The organism is Streptomyces sp. AMJ-169 (assembly GCF_055597585.1).
This window is the reverse complement of sequence record NZ_JBVLTJ010000015.1, coordinates 74,181-93,565: the sequence shown is the minus strand read 5'-3', so window position 1 is coordinate 93,565 and position 19,385 is coordinate 74,181. Positions and strand designations below refer to the sequence as shown.

Genomic DNA, 19,385 nt, shown 5'->3' with positions numbered 1-19,385 from the left:
CCTACGACCAGTCGGGCTCCTCCTCGATCTCACCCCAGAGGTCGTCGCCCCCGGGGGCAGCGGCGCCCGCCGGAACCCCGGAGGCCGCCGGAGCTCCGGAACCCGCCCGAGCCCCGGAACTCACCGAAGCCGACCCGCGCGGTGAGCGAGCCGGAGCCGACCCGCCCGCCGGAGCGGACCCGCGCGGCGCGGAAACCGAACCGCCCGCCCCAGAACCCGCGGCATCCGACCCCACCCCCTCCGGCGCCCCGCCCAACTCCGCCAGCGCCGCGACCACCCCCTCCCCATAGGTCGCGAGCTTCTTCTCCCCCACCCCGCTGATCCCGGCCAGGTCCCGCACCGACGCCGGCCACACGCTGACGATCTCCCGCAGCGTCGCGTCGTGGAAGATGACGTACGCCGGAACCCCCTGCTCACGGGCCTGCTCGGCGCGCCACGCGCGCAGTGCCTCGAACGCGGGCTGGAGCTGGGAGGGCAGTTCGACGACGGCCGCCTTGGACTTGCCCTTGCCGGAGGAGGAACCCGCCGCGCCGGACGCCTTCGCGGCGGTGGGCCGCTTCGGCTCCTTGCGCAACGGCACCTCCCGCTCGCGCCGCAGCACCGTCCCGCTGGCCTCGGTCAGCGCCAGCGTGCCGTACTCGCCCTCGACGGCGAGGATGCCCTGGGCGAGCAACTGGCGGATGACGCCCCGCCATTCGCCCTCGGCGAGATCCTGGCCGATGCCGAAGACGGACAGCTGGTCGTGGTCGAACTGGATGACCTTGCCGGTGCGCTTGCCGAGGAGGATGTCGACGATCTGGACGGCGCCGAACTTCTGCCCGCGCTCGCGCTGGAGCCGGACGACGGTGGAGAGGACCTTCTGGGCCGCGACCGTGCCGTCCCAGGTCTCCGGCGGGGTCAGGCATGTGTCGCAGTTGCCGCAGCCCGCCGCGTCGGGGTCCTGGCCGAAGTAGTCGAGGAGCTGGCCGCGCCGGCAGCGGGCGGTCTCGCACAGCGCGAGCATCGCGTCGAGGTGGGACTGCGCGCGGCGCCGGAACGCCTCGTCGCCCTCCCCGGACTGGATCATCTTGCGCTGCTGGATGACGTCGTTGAGGCCGTACGCCATCCAGGCCGTCGACGGCTGGCCGTCCCGCCCCGCGCGGCCGGTCTCCTGGTAGTAGCCCTCGACGGACTTCGGCAGGTCGAGGTGGGCGACGAAGCGGACGTCGGGCTTGTCGATGCCCATGCCGAAGGCGATGGTCGCGACGACGGTCAGGCCGTCCTCGCGCAGGAAGCGGGACTGGTGGTCCGCGCGGACGGCCGCGTCGAGCCCGGCGTGATACGGCACGGCCGCGATCCCGTTGTTCACCAGGAACTCGGCCGTCTTCTCCACCGAGTTGCGCGACAGGCAGTAGACGATGCCGGCGTCCCCCGCGTGCTCCTCGCGCAGGAAGCCCAGCAGCTGCTTCTTGGGGTCGGCCTTGGGGACGATGCGGTACTGGATGTTGGGCCGGTCGAAGCTGGCGACGAAGTGCCGGGCGGCCGGCATGACCAGGCGCTGGACGATCTCCTCGTGCGTCGCCTTCGTCGCCGTCGCCGTCAGCGCGATGCGCGGGACGTCCGGCCAGCGTTCGCCGAGGAGGGAGAGGGAGAGGTAGTCGGGCCGGAAGTCGTGGCCCCACTGGGAGACGCAGTGCGCCTCGTCGATCGCGAACACCGAGATCTTGCCGCGGGAGAGCAGCTCCAGCGTGCCGTCCAGGCGCAGCCGCTCGGGGGCGAGGTACAGCAGGTCCAGCTCGCCGGAGACGAACTCGGCCTCCACCAGGCGCCGTTCGTCGAACCCCTGCGTGGAGTTGATGAACCCGGCCCGCACGCCCACCGCGCGCAGCGCGTCCACCTGGTCCTGCATGAGCGCGATCAGCGGCGAGACGACGATCCCCGTGCCCGCTCTGACCAGCGCCGGGATCTGATAACACAACGACTTGCCGCCGCCGGTGGGCATGAGGACGACCGCGTCCCCGCCGTCCACGACGTGCTCGATGATCGCTTCCTGCTCCCCGCGGAAGCTCTCGTACCCGAACACCCGCCGCAGCGTGCCCAGCGCTTCGCTCTCCACCACACCCGACACCCCGGCCACCTCTGCCATCTCCCTGATCCCGCCCATCGCCCGTCCCCCGTACGCCGTCCCTCGACCTGCCTCCACCATAGGGCCCCGCACCGACAGCCACAGAGTTATCCACAGGCTCAAGCCTCCCGAGCGACCCGCGCCACCTGAATCGGTCTCCCCGCACCGGGCCCCAGCCAGCCTGGTCCGCGTCAAGGACACGACCCCGTTCACACGTTCGCGGGAGACTCACCCGTTTTCGGCGGATAGCCTGGATAGACCGTCGAGACTCCGTCCCATGGGAGCACTGATGAGCGTCGCACCGAAGGCGTCCGAGTCCGCCTGGCCGATGCCGCCGGAGGGCGGCTGGACTGCCGACGACCTGGACCGGCTTCCGAATCTTCCTGCGCACACGGAACTGATCGACGGGAGCCTGGTCTTCGTGAGTCCGCAGACCCTGTTTCACTCGCGCACTGTGAGTTTCTTCGAGTGGCAACTCCAGTCTCTCGCGCCTGCGGAGTTCGAGGTGATCCGCGAGTTCACCATCGACATCGACCATCAGAACAGGCCCGAGCCGGATGTGGTCGTGGTGCACGAGGATGCGGTGGGGGAAAATTCGGAACAGACTCGGGTCTCGGTGGAAGCCGTCATCCTGGCCATCGAAGTCGTCTCAGAGGAATCCGTCTCCCGTGACCGCGAGACCAAGCCCCTGAAGTACTCCCGCGCCAAGATCCCCCACTACTGGCGCATCGAGAACGAGAAGGGCCTCGCCGTCGTCCACACCTTCGAGCTGGAGCCGACGACCGGCACCTACACCAGCACCGGCATCTTCCGCGAGCGCATGAAGGTAGCCGCCCCCTTCCCGATGGACCTGGACCTCACCCAGATCAGGACCCGCCGCACCAGGGAGCAGTAGCCCCCCGCACAGACCCGCCTGTGGCCCGGCACCCCCGAGGGAGCCGGGCCACATGTATGTCTCACAGGCCAGCGCCGCAGGTCAGCGTACGAACACCCCCGCCTGGCCCGCCAGGTCCAGGAAGTACTGGGGGGCCACGCCGAGCACGATCGTCACCACGACGCCCATCGCGATCGCGGTCGTCGTCAGCGGTGACGGAACCGCCACCGTCGGTCCCTCGGGCCGCGGCTCGCTGAAGAACATCAGGACGATCACGCGGATGTAGAAGAACGCGGCGATCGCGGAGGAGATCACACCGACCACGACCAGCGGCGCCGCGCCCCCCTCGGCCGCCGCCTTGAAGACGGCGAACTTCCCGGCGAACCCCGAGGTCAGCGGGATGCCGGCGAAGGCCAGCAGGAAGACCGCGAAGACGGCCGCGACCAGGGGTGAACGGCGGCCCAGGCCCGCCCACTTGGACAGGTGCGTGGCCTCGCCGCCGGCGTCGCGGACCAGGGTGACGACCGCGAACGCGCCGATCGTCACGAAGGAGTAGGCCGCCAGGTAGAACAGCACCGAGGAGACACCGTCAGGCGTCATCGCGATGACACCCGCGAGGATGAATCCCGCGTGCGCGATGGACGAGTACGCCAGCAGCCGCTTGATGTCGGTCTGGGTGATCGCGACGATCGCGCCGCCGAGCATCGTGATGATCACGACACCCCACATGACCGGCCGCCAGTCCCAGCGCAGCCCGGGCAGGACGACGTACAGGACGCGCAGGAGGGCGCCGAAGGCGGCGACCTTGGTGGCGGCGGCCATGAAGCCGGTGACCGGGGTAGGGGCGCCCTGGTAGACGTCCGGGGTCCACATGTGGAAGGGGACCGCGCCGACCTTGAAGAGCAGGCCCATCACCAGGAGCGCGGCGCCGATGAGCAGGAGCGCGTCGTTGCCCATGGTGTCGGCGAGGGCGGGGTCCACCGACTTGACGGTGCCGTCGACGACCTGGGCGATCGTCCCGTAGGACACCGAGCCCGCGTAGCCGTAGAGCAGGGCGATGCCGAACAGGGTGAACGCGGAGGCGAAGGCGCCGAGCAGGAAGTACTTGACGGCCGCCTCCTGGGAGACCAGCCGCTTGCGGCGGGCCAGGGCGCACAGCAGGTAGAGCGGGAGGGAGAACACCTCCAGGGCGATGAAGAGGGTCAGCAGGTCGTTGGCGGCGGGGAAGACCAGCATCCCGGCGACCGCGAACAGCAGCAGCGGGAAGACCTCGGTGGTGGTGAACCCCGCTTTGACGGCCGCCTTCTCGGCGTCGCTGCCGGGTACGGCGGCGGCCTGGGCGGCGAAGGAGTCGACCCGGTTGCCGTGCGCCTCGGGGTCGAGGCGGCGTTCGGCGAAGGTGAAGAGGGCGACCAGGGCGGACAGCAGGATGACGCCCTGGAGGAAGAGGGCGGGTCCGTCGACGGCGATCGCGCCCATGGCGGCGATGCCCGCGCGGGTGGTGGCGTACCCGTCGGCCGCGAGCGCGACGACCGCCGCGAAGGCGGCGCACAGGGCGACCGCGCAGACGAACAGCTGCGCGTAATAACGCTGCCGGCGCGGGACGAATGCCTCGGCCAGGATGCCGAGGACCGCCGCGCCGAGGATGATCAGGACGGGTGACAACTGCCCGTATTCGATCTTCGGCGCGTCGATCTTCGAGATCGGATCGGCCGCCGTTGTCCACAGGCTGTGGACGACTGTCGCGCTCACCTGGCCGCCTCCACCTCAGGCTGGGGGTCTTTCTTGTGTACGTCGGAAAGCGTCTGCTTGACCGCCGGGTTGACGACGTCGGCGACCGGTTTGGGGTACACCCCGAGGAGGATCAGCAGCACCACCAGGGGCGCCACGACCGCGATCTCCCGCACCTTCAGATCGGGCATCGCCGCGACCTCGGGCTTGACCGGCCCGGTCATCGTCCGCTGGTAGAGGACGAGGGTGTACAGGGCGGCCAGGACGATGCCGAAGGTGGCGATGATCCCCGCGACCGGGTAGCGGGCGAACGCGCCGACCAGGACGAGGAACTCGCTCACGAACGGCGCCAGTCCGGGCAGTGACAGGGTGGCGAGGCCGCCGATGAGAAACGTCCCGGCGAGCACCGGGGCGACCTTCTGGACGCCGCCGTAGTCGGCGATGAGCCGCGAGCCGCGCCGGGAGATCAGGAAGCCGGCGACGAGCATCAGGGCGGCCGTGGAGATGCCGTGGTTGACCATGTAGAGCGTCGCGCCGGACTGGCCCTGGCTGGTCATCGCGAAGATGCCCAGAACGATGAACCCGAAGTGCGAGATCGACGCGTACGCGATCAGCCGCTTGATGTCCCGCTGGCCGACGGCGAGCAGGGCGCCGTAGATGATGCTGATCAGGGCGAGTACGAGAATGACCGGAGTCGCCCATTTCGACGCCTCTGGGAAGAGTTGCAGACAAAAACGAAGCATCGCGAACGTGCCGACCTTGTCGACGACGGCCGTGATGAGGACGGCGACCGGGGCGGTGGCCTCGCCCATCGCGTTGGGCAGCCAGGTGTGCAGCGGCCACAGCGGGGCCTTCACCGCGAACGCGAAGAAGAAGCCGAGGAACAGCCAGCGTTCGGTGTTCGTCGCCATGTCGAGCGTGCCGGCCGCCCGCGCGGCGGCGATCTCCTGGAGGCTGAAGTTGCCCGCGACCACATAGAGCCCGATGACGGCGGCCAGCATGATCAGCCCGCCGACCAGGTTGTACAGCAGGAACTTGACGGCCGCGTACGACCGTTGGGTCGCCGCCGTCTCCTCCCCGTGCTCGTGGGCGCGGTCCCCGAAGCCTCCGATGAGGAAGTACATCGGGATCAGCATGGCTTCGAAGAAGATGTAGAAGAGGAAGACGTCGGTGGCCTCGAACGAGATGATCACCATCGCCTCGACGGCCAGGATCAGCGCGAAGAAGCCCTGGGTGGGCCGCCAGCGCCGGCTGCCGGTCTCCAGCGGGTCGGCGTCGTTCCAGCCCGCCAGGACGATGAACGGGATCAGCAGCGCCGTCAGCGCGACGAGCGCCACCGCGATGCCGTCGACGCCCAGTTCGTAGCGGACCCCGAAGTCCTTGATCCAGGCGTGCGACTCGGTCAGCTGGTAGCGGTCGCCGCCGGGGTCGAAGCGGACCAGGACGGCGATCGCGAGGGCGAGCGTGCCCAGCGAGAACAGCAGGGCGAGCGACTTCGCGGCATTACGCCGCGCGGCCGGTACGGCGGCCGTGGCCACCGCTCCGACGGCGGGCAGCACCGCCGTCGCTGTCAGCAGGGGAAAGGACATCGGTATCAGACCGCCCTCATCAGCAGGGTCGCGGCGATCAGGAGGGCCGCGCCGCCGAACATCGAGACCGCGTACGACCGCGCGAAGCCGTTCTGGAGCCTGCGCAGCCGCCCGGAGAGCCCGCCGAAGCCGGCCGCCGTGCCGTTGACGACGCCGTCGACCAGGGTGTGGTCGACGTACACCAGGGAGCGCGTGAGGTGTTCGCCGCCGCGGACCAGGACGACGTGGTTGAAGTCGTCCTGGAGGAGGTCGCGGCGGGCCGCGCGGGTGAGCAGTGAACCGCGCGGGGCGACGGCCGGCACCGGGCGGCGGCCGTACTGGGCCCAGGCCAGGGCGACGCCGAGCACGAGGACCGCCATGGTGGCCAGGGTGACCGTGGTCGCGCCGATGGGGGCGTGTCCGTGGTCGTGCCCGGTGATGGGCTCCAGCCAGTTCAGGAAGCGGTCGCCGATGCTGAACAGGCCGCCCGCGAAGACCGATCCGAAGGCCAGGACGATCATGGGGATCGTCATGGACCTCGGGGACTCGTGCGGGTGCGGCTCATGTCCTTCCGCGTCCGGCTGCCAGCGCTTCTCGCCGAAGAACGTCATCAGCATCACGCGCGTCATGTAGAACGCGGTGATGGCGGCGCCCAGGAGCGCGCAGCCGCCGAGGATCCAGCCCTCGGTGCCGCCCTTGGCGAACGCCGCCTCGATGATCTTGTCCTTGGAGAAGAAGCCGGACAGCCCGGGGAAGCCGATGATCGCGAGGTAGCCGAGGCCGAAGGTGACGAACGTGACCGGCATGTACGTGCGCAGGCCGCCGTACTTGCGCATGTCGACCTCGTCGTTCATGCCGTGCATGACCGAGCCGGCGCCCAGGAAGAGCCCGGCCTTGAAGAAGCCGTGCGTCACCAGGTGCATGATCGCGAAGACGTACCCGATGGGGCCGAGCCCCGCGGCGAGGACCATGTAGCCGATCTGCGACATCGTCGAGCCCGCGAGGGCCTTCTTGATGTCGTCCTTCGCGCAACCGACGATCGCGCCGAACAGCAGCGTGACCGCGCCGACGACCGTGACGACCAGCTGGGCGTCCGGGGCGGCGTCGAAGATCGCGCCGGAGCGGACGATGAGGTAGACGCCCGCCGTGACCATCGTCGCCGCGTGGATGAGCGCCGAGACGGGCGTGGGGCCCTCCATGGCGTCCCCGAGCCAGGACTGGAGCGGGACCTGCGCGGACTTGCCGCAGGCGGCCAGCAGGAGCATCAGGGCGATCGCGGTGAGCTTGCCCTCGGAGGCGCCGGCGGCGGCCCCGGGCTCGGCGTGGGTGCCGAGGAGGGGGCCGAAGGCGAACGTCCCGAAGGTCGTGAACATCAGCATGATCGCGATGGACAGGCCCATGTCGCCGACCCGGTTGACCAGGAAGGCCTTCTTGGCTGCCGTCGCGGCGCTGGGCTTGTGCTGCCAGAACCCGATGAGCAGGTACGAGGCGAGGCCCACGCCCTCCCAGCCGACGTACAGCAGGAGGTAGTTGTCGGCGAGGACCAGGATCAGCATCGCCGCGAGGAACAGGTTCAGATAGCCGAAGAAGCGGCGCCTGCGCTCGTCGTGCTCCATGTAGCCCACCGAGTACAGGTGGATCAGGGAGCCGACGCCGGTGATCAGCAGGACGAACGTCATGGACAGCTGGTCGAGGCGGAAGGCGACGTCCGCCTGGAAGCCCTCCACGGGGATCCAGCTGAACAAGTGGCTGGTCAGCGTGCGGTGTTCGGCGTCCTTGCCGAGCAGGTCGGTGAACAGGACCACGCCGAGGACGAAGGAGACGGCCGACAGGCACGTGCCGATCCAGTGGCCGGCGGCGTCGAGCCGGCGGCCTCCGGTGAGCAGAACGGCCGCTCCGAGCAGGGGCGCCGCGATCAGCGGCGCGATGAGGTTCTCCACGATTCTTGCGACCCCTTACAGCTTCATCAGGCTGGCGTCGTCGACGGACGCGGAGTGCCGGGCGCGGAACAGCGACACGATGATCGCGAGTCCGACCACGACCTCCGCCGCGGCGACGACCATCGTGAAGAAGGCGATGATCTGGCCGTCGAGGTTGCCGTGCATCCGCGAGAAGGCGACGAACGCGAGGTTGCAGGCGTTCAGCATCAGCTCGATGCACATGAACACGACGATCGCATTGCGCCGGATGAGGACGCCGGTCGCGCCGATCGTGAACAACAGGGCGGCGAGGTACAGGTAGTTGACCGGGTTCACTGCGACGCCTCCTCGGCCTGCCGGGCGTCCTGCTTGAAGTGCGGCGGCTCCACGGCGGCCCGCTCCAGCCGCTCCTCGGAGCGCTGCTGGAGGGCCTTCAGGTCGCTGATCGCCTCCTGGGACACGTCCCGGATCTGGCCGCGGTCGCGCAGCGTCTTGCTGACCGTCAGCTCCGAGGGCGTGCCGTCGGGCAGCAGGCCCGCGATGTCGACGGCGTTGTGCCGCGCGTACACGCCGGGGGCGGGCAGCGGGGGCACGTGCTTGCCGTCGCGCACCCGCCGGGCGGCCAGCTCGCGCTGGGTCATGGCGCGTTCGGCACGCTCGCGGTGGGTGAGGAGCATCGCGCCGACGGAGGCCGTGATGAGCAGCGCGCCGGTGATCTCGAAGGCGAACACGTACTTGGTGAAGATGAGGGTCGCCAGGCCCTCGACGTTGCCGTTCGCGTTCGCCTGGGCGAGGCCGTCGAACTCCGTCAGGGAGGCGTTGGCGAGCCCCGCGACCAGCAGGACGCCGAAGCCGAGCCCGCTGAGCAGGGCGAGCCAGCGCTGGCCCTTGATGGTCTCCTTCAGGGAGTCGGCGGCGGTGACGCCGACGAGCATGACCACGAAGAGGAACAGCATCATGATCGCGCCGGTGTAGACGACGATCTGGACGATGCCCAGGAAGTACGCCCCGTTGGCGAGGTAGAACACCGCCAGGACGATCATGGTCCCGGCGAGGCAGAGGGCGCTGTGGACGGCCTTCCGCATGAAGACGGTGCACAAGGCGCCGATCACCGCGACCGTGCCGAGCACCCAGAACTGGAAGGCTTCTCCGGTGGAGGTCGAGTAGGCCGCGAGCTGCGCGGTCATGCGCCCACCACCCCCTCGTCCTGAGGCTTCTCGCCCTGGGAGACGGCCACTTGGCGCTCCGTCCCCGGCGCCGCCTCCGTCACGAGCCCCCGGTAGTAGTCCTGTTCGTCGGTCCCCGGGTAGATCGCGTGGGGCGAGTCGACCATGCCGTCCTCCAGGCCGGCCAGGAGCTGTTCCTTGGTGTAGATGAGGTTCGCGCGGCTGGAGTCGGCCAGTTCGAACTCGTTGGTCATCGTCAGCGCGCGCGTGGGGCACGCCTCGATGCACAGGCCGCACAGGATGCAGCGGGCGTAGTTGATCTGGTAGACGCGGCCGTAGCGCTCGCCCGGGGAGTAGCGCTCCTCGTCGGTGTTGTCGGCGCCCTCGACGTAGATCGCGTCGGCGGGGCAGGCCCAGGCGCACAGTTCGCAGCCGACGCACTTCTCCAGGCCGTCCGGATGGCGGTTGAGCTGATGCCGTCCGTGGAACCGGGGGGCGGTGGTCTTCTGCTGTTCCGGGTACTGCTCGGTGAGCCGCTTCTTGAACATGGCCTTGAAGGTCACGCCGAAGCCGGCGACGGGGTTGAGGAAACCGGGGTCGGTCTCCTTCGGCTCATCAGCCATCGGACGCCTCCTTTCCGTCATGAGGTCCGTCACTCTGAGTATCGACCCCACCACTGACAATCAGCTCCCGCTCCCTGCGCGGCCGGCGGCGGGGCACCGCGGGAAGCTCCTGTCCGGGCAGCGGCGGCACCGGGAATCCGCCCGCCATGGGGTCGAACGCGGCCGGTTCGGCGGGGGGTTCGGCGCCCTTGGCCTTCTCGCGGAACGTGTCGGCGACGAAAGAGACCAGCAGGACGGCGAGCAGGCCGCCGGCGACGTAGAGGGCGATGTCGGCGAAGGCGTAGTGCTCGTTGCGCAGGGTCCGTACGGTCGCGACGAGCATCAGCCAGGCCACCGAGACCGGGATGAGCACCTTCCAGCCGAGCTTCATCAGCTGGTCGTAGCGCACGCGCGGGAGGGTGCCGCGCAGCCAGATGAAGAAGAACAGCAGCAGCTGGACCTTGACGGTGAACCAGAGCATGGGCCACCAGCCGTGGTTGGCGCCCTCCCAGAAGGTGCTGACCGGCCAGGGGGCCCGCCAGCCGCCGAGGAAGAGGGTGGTGGCGACGGCCGAGACGGTCACCATGTTGACGTACTCGGCGAGCATGAACAGCGCGAACTTGATCGACGAGTACTCGGTGTTGAAGCCGCCCACCAGGTCGCCCTCGGACTCCGGCATGTCGAAGGGGGCGCGGTTGGTCTCGCCGACCATGGTGACGATGTACAGGACGAACGACACCGGCAGCAGCAGGATGTACCAGCGGTCGTGCTGCTGCTCGACGATCGTCGACGTCGACATGGAGCCCGAGTACAGGAACACCGAGGCGAACGCGGCGCCCATGGCGATCTCGTAGGAGATCATCTGCGCGCACGAGCGCAGCCCGCCCAGCAGCGGGTACGTCGACCCGGAGCTCCAGCCGGCCAGGACGATGCCGTAGATGCCGACCGAGGCGACGGCCAGGATGTACAGCATCGCGATGGGCAGGTCGGTGAGCTGCATCGTCGTGCGCTGGCCGAAGATCGAGACCTCGTTGCCGGCCGGGCCGAAGGGGATGACGGCGATCGCCATGAACGCGGGGATCGCGGCGATGACCGGCGCGAGGACGTAGACGACCTTGTCCGCGCGTTTGACGACGACGTCCTCCTTGAGCATCAGCTTGATGCCGTCGGCCAGGGACTGGAGCATGCCCCAGGGGCCGTGCCGGTTGGGCCCGATGCGCAGCTGCATCCAGGCGACGACCTTGCGCTCCCAGACGATGGAGAACAGCACGGTCACCATCAGGAACGCGAAGCAGAACACCGCTTTGACGACGACGAGCCACCAGGGGTCGCGGCCGAACATGGAGAGGTCTTCCGCGGCGAGGTACTGGTTCACGCCTCCACCTCCTGGGGGGCGTCGGCGGGCTGCGCCGGGCCGATGCGGACGAGGGTTCCGGGGCGGGCCCCGGTGGCGGAGGCGACACCCGCGCGGGTGGAGTTCAGCGGGAGCCACACCACCCGGTCGGGCATGTCGGTGATCTCCAGGGGCAGTTCGACCGTCCCGGCGGCGCCCGTCACGGCGAGCAGGGCGCCGTTCTCGACGCCTGCCTCGGCGGCCGTGGCGTGCGACACGCGCGCGCGGGCCGCGTGCCGGGTCGCGGCGAGCGCGTCGTCGCCGTCCTGGAGCGCGCCCTGGTCGAGCAGCAGCCGGTGGCCGGCGAGCACGGCCTCCCCGGCGGCCGGGCGGGGCAGCACCCCGGCGCTCTCGGCGGGAGCGGCGGCCCGGGCGCCGTCCCAGGCGCCGAGCCGGTCGATCTCCGCGCGCGCGGAGCGCAGATCCGGCAGCCCCAAGTGGCAGCTCCCATTAGCGCCTTCGGCGCGGGCCATGGCGTCGGCGAGCATATGAAGCACGCGCGCGTCGCTCGGCGCGGGCGTACGGGTCAGCTGCTCAGGCTTGAGCGCGGCCTCGAAGAAGCGCACCCTGCCTTCCCAGTTGAGGAAGGCCCCGGGCTTCTCGGCGACGGCGGCGACGGGCAGGACGACGTCCGCGCGAGTGGTGACCTCGCTGGGCCGCAGCTCCAGGGAGACCAGGAAGCCGACCTCGTCGAGCGCGGTACGCGCGCGTGCGGGGTCGGGCAGGTCGGTGACCTCGACGCCGGCGACGACCAGCGCCCGGAGTTCACCGGCGACGGCGGCCTCCAGGATCTGCCCGGTGTCGCGGCCGTACCCGTGCGGGAGTTCGGCCAGGCCCCAGACAGCGGCGACCTCCTCCCGCGCGCGCGGGTCGGTCACCGGGCGTCCGCCGGGCAGCAGCGCGGGCAGCGCCCCCGCCTCGAGCGCCCCGCGCTCCCCGGCCCGGCGCGGGATCCACACCAGCCGCGCCCCGGTCGCCTGCGCGGCCCGCACGGCGGCCGTGAGCCCGCCCGCGACACCGGCCAGGCGCTCGCCCACGACGATGACGGCGCCGTCCGCCCGCAGGGCGCGTGCGGCCTCCTCGCCGGGCGGCTCCAGGCCGCTGCCGGCCGCGAGGGCGTCCAGCCACTCCGTCTCGGTGCCCGGAGCGGCCGGCAGCAGCGTGCCGCCCGCCTTGCGCAGGCCCCGCGTCTCATGGGTGGCCAGCGAGAACACCCGCTGTCCGTGCCCCCGCCACGCCTTGCGCAGCCGCAGGAAGACGCCGGGCGCCTCCTCCTCCGACTCGAACCCGGCGAGCAGCACGGCCGGGGCCTTCTCCAGGGCGGTGTACGTGACGCCGGTGCCGTCGAGGTCCCGGCCGCGCCCGGCGACGTGGGAGGCCAGGAAGTCGGCCTCCTCGCCGCTGTGCACGCGCGCGCGGAAGTCGATGTCGTGGGAGGCGAGCGCCACGCGCGTGAACTTGCTGTACGCGTAGGCGTCCTCGACGGTGAGTCGCCCGCCGGTGAGCACTCCCGCGCGCCCGCGCGAGGCGAGCAGCCCTTGGGCGGCGATCTGGAGGGCCTCCGGCCAGGAGGCGGGCTCCAGGTCGCCCTCGGCGTTGCGCACCAGGGGCGTCTGCAACCGGTCGCGCTGCTGCGCGTACCGGAAGGCGAAGCGCCCCTTGTCGCAGATCCACTCCTCGTTGACCTCGGGGTCGTTCGCGGCGAGCTTGCGCATGACCTTGCCGCGCCGGTGGTCGGTGCGGGTGGCGCAGCCCCCGGAGCAGTGCTCGCACACCGACGGCGACGACACCAGGTCGAAGGGCCGGGAACGGAACCGGTAGGCGGCCGAGGTGAGCGCGCCCACGGGGCAGATCTGGATGGTGTTCCCGGAGAAGTACGACTCGAACGGGTCGCCCTCCCCGGTCCCGACCTGCTGGAGCGCGCCCCGCTCGATCAGCTCGATCATCGGGTCGCCGGCGACTTGGTTGGAGAAGCGGGTGCAGCGCGCGCACAGCACGCAGCGCTCCCGGTCGAGGAGGACCTGCGCGGAGACGGGTACGGGCTTGGCGTAGGTCCTTTTGCGGCCGTCGAAGCGGGAGTCGGCCTGGCCGTGCGACATGGCCTGGTTCTGCAAGGGGCACTCGCCGCCCTTGTCGCAGACCGGGCAGTCCAGCGGGTGGTTGATGAGCAGCAGCTCCATCACGCCGTGCTGGGCCTTCTCGGCGGCGGGCGAGGTGAGGTGGGTCCTGACGACCATGCCGTCGGTGCAGCTGATCGTGCAGGACGCCATGGGCTTGCGCTGGCCCTCGACCTCGACGATGCACTGGCGGCAGGCGCCGGCCGGGTCGAGGAGGGGGTGGTCGCAGAAGCGGGGGATCTCGATGCCGAGCTGTTCGGCGGCGCGGATGACGAGGGTGCCCTTGGGCACGCTGATCTCGGCGCCGTCGATGGTCAGGGTCACGAGGTCCTCCGGCGGGACCGCCGCCTCTCCCCCGCCTCCGGAGGGGGCACTTGTGGTCACCGTCATGCGTTCACCTCCGGGCGGTCCGCCCAGGCCGTCGACTTGGCCGGGTCGAAGGGGCAGCCCCGGCCGGTGATGTGCTGCTCGTACTCCTCGCGGAAGTACTTCAGCGAGGAGAAGATCGGCGAGGCGGCGCCGTCGCCGAGGGCGCAGAACGACTTGCCGTTGATGTTGTCGGCGATGTCGTTCAGCTTGTCGAGGTCGCTCATGACGCCCTTGCCGGCCTCGATGTCGCGCAGCAGCTGCACGAGCCAGTACGTCCCCTCGCGGCACGGCGTGCACTTGCCGCAGGACTCGTGGGCGTAGAACTCCGTCCAGCGGGTCACCGCCCGCACCACGCACGTCGTCTCGTCGAAGCACTGCAACGCCTTGGTGCCGAGCATCGAGCCGGCGGCGCCGACGCCCTCGTAGTCGAGGGGGACGTCGAGGTGTTCGGCGGTGAACATCGGCGTGGAGGAGCCGCCCGGCGTCCAGAACTTCAGCCGGTGCCCGGGGCGCATCCCGCCGCTCATCTCCAGCAGCTGGCGCAGGGTCACACCGAGCGGGGCCTCGTACTGGCCGGGGCTCGCGACGTGGCCGGAGAGGGAGTACAGCGTGAAGCCCGGTGACTTCTCGCTGCCCATCGACCGGAACCATTCTTTCCCCCGTTGGAGGATGGCGGGAACCGACGCGATGGACTCGACGTTGTTCACGACAGTGGGGCAGGCGTAGAGCCCCTCGACGGCAGGGAAAGGAGGACGCAGCCGCGGTTGACCCCGGCGGCCTTCGAGCGAGTCGAGCAGCGCGGTCTCCTCACCGCAGATGTACGCGCCGGCGCCGGCGTGCACGGTGAGCTGGAGATCGAGCCCGCTGCCCAGGATGTCCTCGCCGAGGTAGCCGGCCTCGTGGGCCTCGCGCACGGCCTCGTGCAACCGCCGCAGAACGGGGACGACTTCGCCCCGCAGATAGATGAAGGCATGCGACGACCTGATGGCGTGACACGCGATGACGATGCCCTCGATGAGGCTGTGCGGGTTCGCGAAGAGGAGCGGGATGTCCTTGCAGGTCCCCGGTTCCGATTCGTCGGCGTTGACAACTAGATAGTGCGGTTTACCGTCCCCCTGGGGAATGAACTGCCACTTCATCCCCGTCGGGAACCCGGCGCCGCCGCGCCCGCGCAGACCGGAGTCCTTGACGTAGGCGATGACGTCGTCCGGCGACATGGCGAGCGCCTTGCGCAGGCCCTCGTACCCCTCGTGCCTTCGGTAGACGTCGAGCGACCAGGACCGCTCCTCGTCCCAGAAGGCCGACAGCACGGGTGCGAGCAGCTTCTCGGGGCTGCTGCCTTTCAGCTCGGGTGCCAAGGTCATCCCTCCCCCTCCTCGGTGGCGGGCCGGTCCGCGGGTTCGTCCCGCGGGTGGACCACGCGCGCGGGTGCGGTCTCTCCCCTGGCCAGGCGGAGGCCCACCAGTGAGGCGGGGCCGGCTGCGCCGCTCGCCTCCACGGCGCCCTCGCGCTCGTCGGGGAAGCCCGCGAGGATGCGGGCGGTCTCCTTGAAGGTGCACAGCGGCGCTCCGCGCGTGGGCCGTACGGTCCGGCCCAGGCGCAGCTCGTCGACGAGGCGTTTGGCGCTCTCGACGGTCTGGTTGTCGAAGAACTCCCAGTTGACCATCACGACGGGCGCGAAGTCGCAGGCCGCGTTGCACTCGATGTGCTCCAGGGTGACCGACCCGTCGTCGGTGGTCTCCCCGTTGCCGACACCCAGATACTCCTGGAGCGCCTCGAAGATCGCGTCGCCGCCCATGACCGCGCACAGCGTGTTGGTGCAGACGCCGACCTGGTAGTCGCCGCCGGCCCGGCGCCGGTACATGGAGTAGAAGGTGGCGACGGCGGTGACCTCGGCGGTGGTGAGGTCCAGGACGTCGGCACAGAAACGCATCCCGGTGCGGGTGACGTGGCCCTCCTCGGCCTGCACGAGGTGCAGCAGCGGCAGGAGCGCGGAGCGGGAGTCGGGGTAGCGGGCGATCACGTCGCGCGCGTCCCGCTCCAGGCGGGCCCGTACGTCGTCCGGGTAGGCGGGCGCGGGCAGTTCGGGCATGCCCAGGCCGACGCCCCGGCCCGGGGTGCCGGCGGCAGAAGAGGTGGTCACCGGTCGACGCCTCCCATCACGGGGTCGATGGACGCGACGGCGACGATGACGTCGGCGACCTGGCCGCCCTCGCACATCGCCGCCATCGCTTGCAGGTTGGTGAAGGACGGGTCGCGGAAGTGGACCCGGAAGGGGCGGGTGCCGCCGTCGGAGACGACGTGCACGCCGAGTTCGCCCTTGGGTGACTCGACGGCCGCGTACGCCTGGCCGGGCGGGACCCTGAAGCCCTCGGTGACCAGCTTGAAGTGGTGGATCAGGGCCTCCATGGAGGTGCCCATGATCTTCTTGATGTGGTCGAGGGAGTTGCCCAGCCCGTCGGGGCCGAGGGCCAGTTGGGCGGGCCAGGCGATCTTCTTGTCGGCGACCATGACCGGGCCCGGCTGGAGCCGGTCCAGGCACTGCTCGACGATGCGCAGCGACTGGCGCATCTCCTCCAGGCGGATCAGGAAGCGGCCGTAGGAGTCGCAGGTGTCGGCGGTGGGCACGTCGAAGTCGTAGGTCTCGTAGCCGCAGTAGGGCTGGGCCTTGCGCAGGTCGTGCGGGAGGCCGGTGGAGCGCAGGATCGGGCCGGTCGCGCCGAGGGCCATGCAGCCGGCCAGGTCGAGGTGGCCGACGTCCTGCATCCGGGCCTTGAAGATGGGGTTGCCGGTGGCGAGTTTGTCGTACTCGGGGAGGTTCTTCTTCATCTTCTTGACGAACTCGCGGATCTGGTCCACCGCGCCGGGCGGGAGGTCCTGGGCGAGTCCGCCGGGGCGGATGTAGGCGTGGTTCATCCGCAGGCCGGTGATCAGCTCGTAGATGTCGAGGATCAGTTCGCGGTCGCGGAAGCCGTAGATCATGATCGTGGTGGCGCCGAGCTCCATGCCGCCGGTGGCGATGCACACCAGGTGGGAGGACATCCGGTTGAGCTCCATGAGGAGGACGCGGATGATCTCGGCGCGTTCGGTGATCTGGTCCTCGATGCCGAGGAGTTTCTCGACGCCGAGGCAGTAGGCGGTCTCGTTGAAGAAGGACGTCAGGTAGTCCATGCGCGTGACGAAGGTGGTGCCCTGCGTCCACGTGCGGTATTCGAGGTTCTTCTCGATCCCGGTGTGCAGATAGCCGATGCCGCAGCGGGCCTCGGTGACGGTCTCGCCCTCGATCTCCAGGATGAGGCGGAGCACTCCGTGGGTGGAGGGGTGCTGGGGGCCCATGTTGACGACGATGCGCTCGTCGTCCGCGCGGGCCGCGGACTGGACGACCTCGTCCCAGTCGCCGCCGGTGACCGTGTAGACGGCGCCTTCGGTGGTTTCGCGCGCCGAGGCGGCGGATGCGTGCGACGTGCTCACGAGTACGACCTCCGCTGGTCCGGAGCCGGGATCTGGGCGCCCTTGTACTCGACGGGGATGCCGCCGAGGGGGTAGTCCTTGCGCTGCGGGTGGCCCTGCCAGTCGTCCGGCATCATGATCCGCGTCAGCGCCGGGTGGCCGTCGAAGACGATCCCGAAGAAGTCGTAGGTCTCGCGCTCGTGCCAGTCGTTGGTCGGGTAGACCGCGACCAGGGACGGCAGGTGCGGATCGGTGTCGGGGGCGCTGGCTTCGAGGCGGATCAGCCGGTTGTGGGTGATCGAGCGCAGGTGGTAGACGGCGTGCAGCTCGCGGCCCTTGTCGTGCGGGTAGTGGACGCCGCTGACGCCGGTGCACAGTTCGAAGCGCAGCGCCGGGTCGTCGCGCAGGGTGCGGGCGACGCGCAGAAGGTGCTCGCGCTCGATGTGGAAGGTGAGTTCGTCCCGGTCGACGACCGTCTTCTCGATCGCGTTGCCGGGCAGCAGCCCCTGTTCCTCCAGGGCGCCCTCCAGTTCGTCGGCGACCTCGTCGAACCAGCCTCCGTACGGCCGCGCGGAGGCGCCCGGCAGCCGGACCGAGCGGACGAGGCCGCCGTAGCCGGAGGTGTCGCCGCCATTGCCGGCGCCGAACATGCCGCGCTGGACGCGGATCTCCTCGCCCGCGCCGCGCGGCGCGGGCAGCCCCGCCGGGCTCTCGGCGTCCTCGGGGTGGGCGTCGCTCACCGCAGCAGCCCCTTCATCTCGATGGTCGGCAGGGCCTTCAGGGCCGCCTCCTCCGCCTCCCGGGCCGCTTCCTCGGCGTTGACGCCGAGCTTGGAGGTCTGGATCTTGTGGTGGAGCTTGAGGATCGCGTCCATCAGCATCTCGGGGCGCGGCGGGCAGCCCGGCAGATAGATGTCCACGGGGACGATGTGGTCGACGCCCTGGACGATCGCGTAGTTGTTGAACATGCCGCCCGACGAGGCGCACACCCCCATGGAGATGACCCACTTGGGGTTCGGCATCTGGTCGTAGACCTGCCGCAGGACCGGCGCCATCTTCTGGCTGACCCGGCCGGCGACGATCATCAGGTCGGCCTGGCGGGGCGAGCCCCGGAAGACCTCCATGCCGAAGCGGGCCAGGTCGTAGCGGCCGGCCCCGGTGGTCATCATCTCGATGGCGCAGCAGGCGAGGCCGAAGGTGGCGGGGAAGACGGACGCCTTGCGCACCCAGCCCGCGGCCTGTTCGACGGTGGTCAGCAGAAAGCCGCTCGGCAGCTTCTCTTCGAGTCCCATTGCCAAAGGCCTCTCAGTCCCATTCCAGGCCGCCGCGCCGCCAGACGTACGCGTAGGCGACGAAGACGGTGAGCACGAAGAGCAGCATCTCCACGAGCCCGAAGACCCCGAGGGCGTCGAAGGTGACGGCCCAGGGGTAGAGGAAGACGATCTCGATGTCGAAGACGATGAAGAGCATCGCCGTCAGGTAGTACTTGATGGGGAAGCGCCCGCCGCCGGCCGGCGTGGGGGTCGGCTCGATCCCGCACTCGTAGGCCTCAAGCTTGGCGCGGTTGTACCGCTTCGGCCCGATCAGCGTGGCCATGACCACGGAGAAGATCGCAAAGCCTGCCCCGAGGGCTCCCAGTACGAGGATGGGCGCATAGGCGTTCACCGCGTCCTCGCTCCTCTCAGTCGGCGTTGACTGTTGGGGGGTCCCCCCTGTCCGAGCGGATCCGAGGACTTGGGGGAGGGTTGCTGTGATGTGGGCTCGCACGAAGATCGCGAACATGTGAAGCAAGTCACAAGCCCAATCGCTCCGCATCCTATGCCCGCCGATCTGTGATCTGCGACACGGGGTATTGCACAAGCTTTGTGATCTCCACCACCTGACGATGGATCATGTAGTCATATCAGCCATGATCTTCGTACACGAAGCTTTCAAGTGATCACCAGGCGTGACATTTTCGCTCGTCAGGGTGGGCCGGAAAGGCGCGTCTCTATATCAAGAGGCTTCCCGTGCATGCAAATTGGCCCTGGACAGGTGCGATTGATAGAGGACGGCGTTCACACATCAGGGGGACGCGAAGGCGAGATGTGGAC

At 69.8% G+C, this 19,385-nt stretch carries 16 protein-coding genes; 1 reads left to right on the top strand and 15 read right to left on the bottom strand.

Annotation, left to right across the window (positions count from 1 at the left end; translation table 11 throughout):
* Position 1: 1 nt before the first annotated feature.
* Positions 2 to 2,143: a DNA helicase RecQ gene (gene recQ, locus ACYUD3_RS31090; RefSeq protein ID WP_470977130.1), complete on the bottom strand. Its 2,142-nt coding sequence runs from the start codon at positions 2,141 to 2,143 to the stop codon at positions 2 to 4.
* Between the two features lie 250 nt (positions 2,144 to 2,393).
* Between recQ and ACYUD3_RS31085 the strand changes: the two genes are divergently transcribed.
* Positions 2,394 to 2,999: a Uma2 family endonuclease gene (locus ACYUD3_RS31085; protein WP_470977127.1), complete on the top strand. Its 606-nt coding sequence runs from the start codon at positions 2,394 to 2,396 to the stop codon at positions 2,997 to 2,999.
* A gap of 81 nt (positions 3,000 to 3,080) precedes the next feature.
* On the opposite strand, the gene nuoN is transcribed toward ACYUD3_RS31085, so the two are convergent.
* The 14 genes from nuoN to ACYUD3_RS31015 are packed head-to-tail and all read right to left on the bottom strand — an operon-like array spanning position 3,081 to position 18,957.
* A complete protein-coding gene (gene nuoN / locus ACYUD3_RS31080) occupies positions 3,081 to 4,730 on the bottom strand; it encodes an NADH-quinone oxidoreductase subunit NuoN (RefSeq protein WP_470977124.1) in 1,650 nt (549 codons plus the stop codon).
* On the bottom strand, positions 4,727 to 6,298 hold the full coding sequence (locus ACYUD3_RS31075; protein WP_470977121.1) for an NADH-quinone oxidoreductase subunit M: 1,572 nt from the start codon (positions 6,296 to 6,298) through the stop codon (positions 4,727 to 4,729). Before ACYUD3_RS31075 ends, nuoN begins: the two co-directional genes overlap by 4 nt.
* A 5-nt stretch (positions 6,299 to 6,303) precedes the next feature.
* A complete protein-coding gene (gene nuoL, locus ACYUD3_RS31070) occupies positions 6,304 to 8,217 on the bottom strand; it encodes an NADH-quinone oxidoreductase subunit L (protein WP_470977118.1) in 1,914 nt (637 codons plus the stop codon).
* Between the two features lie 15 nt (positions 8,218 to 8,232).
* Positions 8,233 to 8,532 (bottom strand): NADH-quinone oxidoreductase subunit NuoK, encoded by a 300-nt coding sequence (gene nuoK / locus ACYUD3_RS31065; protein WP_003992252.1) that lies wholly within the window; start codon positions 8,530 to 8,532, stop codon positions 8,233 to 8,235.
* Positions 8,529 to 9,383: an NADH-quinone oxidoreductase subunit J gene (locus ACYUD3_RS31060; RefSeq protein WP_470977115.1), complete on the bottom strand. Its 855-nt coding sequence runs from the start codon at positions 9,381 to 9,383 to the stop codon at positions 8,529 to 8,531. Before ACYUD3_RS31060 ends, nuoK begins: the two co-directional genes overlap by 4 nt.
* A complete protein-coding gene (gene nuoI, locus ACYUD3_RS31055) occupies positions 9,380 to 9,985 on the bottom strand; it encodes an NADH-quinone oxidoreductase subunit NuoI (protein ID WP_470977112.1) in 606 nt (201 codons plus the stop codon). The genes ACYUD3_RS31060 and nuoI overlap by 4 nt, the downstream gene beginning before the upstream one ends.
* On the bottom strand, positions 9,978 to 11,339 hold the full coding sequence (gene nuoH, locus ACYUD3_RS31050) for an NADH-quinone oxidoreductase subunit NuoH (protein ID WP_470977109.1): 1,362 nt from the start codon (positions 11,337 to 11,339) through the stop codon (positions 9,978 to 9,980). The genes nuoI and nuoH overlap by 8 nt, the downstream gene beginning before the upstream one ends.
* On the bottom strand, positions 11,336 to 13,864 hold the full coding sequence (locus tag ACYUD3_RS31045; RefSeq protein WP_470977106.1) for an NADH-quinone oxidoreductase subunit G: 2,529 nt from the start codon (positions 13,862 to 13,864) through the stop codon (positions 11,336 to 11,338). The genes nuoH and ACYUD3_RS31045 overlap by 4 nt, the downstream gene beginning before the upstream one ends.
* A complete protein-coding gene (nuoF, locus tag ACYUD3_RS31040; protein ID WP_470977103.1) occupies positions 13,861 to 15,207 on the bottom strand; it encodes an NADH-quinone oxidoreductase subunit NuoF in 1,347 nt (448 codons plus the stop codon). Before nuoF ends, ACYUD3_RS31045 begins: the two co-directional genes overlap by 4 nt.
* Positions 15,204 to 15,986 (bottom strand): NADH-quinone oxidoreductase subunit NuoE, encoded by a 783-nt coding sequence (gene nuoE / locus ACYUD3_RS31035; protein ID WP_470977100.1) that lies wholly within the window; start codon positions 15,984 to 15,986, stop codon positions 15,204 to 15,206. The genes nuoF and nuoE overlap by 4 nt, the downstream gene beginning before the upstream one ends.
* Positions 15,983 to 17,314: an NADH-quinone oxidoreductase subunit D gene (locus tag ACYUD3_RS31030; protein WP_470977097.1), complete on the bottom strand. Its 1,332-nt coding sequence runs from the start codon at positions 17,312 to 17,314 to the stop codon at positions 15,983 to 15,985. The genes nuoE and ACYUD3_RS31030 overlap by 4 nt, the downstream gene beginning before the upstream one ends.
* Complete coding sequence (locus tag ACYUD3_RS31025; RefSeq protein WP_470977094.1) at positions 17,311 to 18,033, bottom strand: NADH-quinone oxidoreductase subunit C; 723 nt, start codon at positions 18,031 to 18,033, stop codon at positions 17,311 to 17,313. Before ACYUD3_RS31025 ends, ACYUD3_RS31030 begins: the two co-directional genes overlap by 4 nt.
* Complete coding sequence (locus tag ACYUD3_RS31020; RefSeq protein ID WP_023547484.1) at positions 18,030 to 18,584, bottom strand: NuoB/complex I 20 kDa subunit family protein; 555 nt, start codon at positions 18,582 to 18,584, stop codon at positions 18,030 to 18,032. The genes ACYUD3_RS31025 and ACYUD3_RS31020 overlap by 4 nt, the downstream gene beginning before the upstream one ends.
* Before the next feature lie 13 nt (positions 18,585 to 18,597).
* A complete protein-coding gene (locus ACYUD3_RS31015) occupies positions 18,598 to 18,957 on the bottom strand; it encodes an NADH-quinone oxidoreductase subunit A (protein ID WP_007383963.1) in 360 nt (119 codons plus the stop codon).
* Between the last annotated feature and the right edge of the window lie 428 nt (positions 18,958 to 19,385).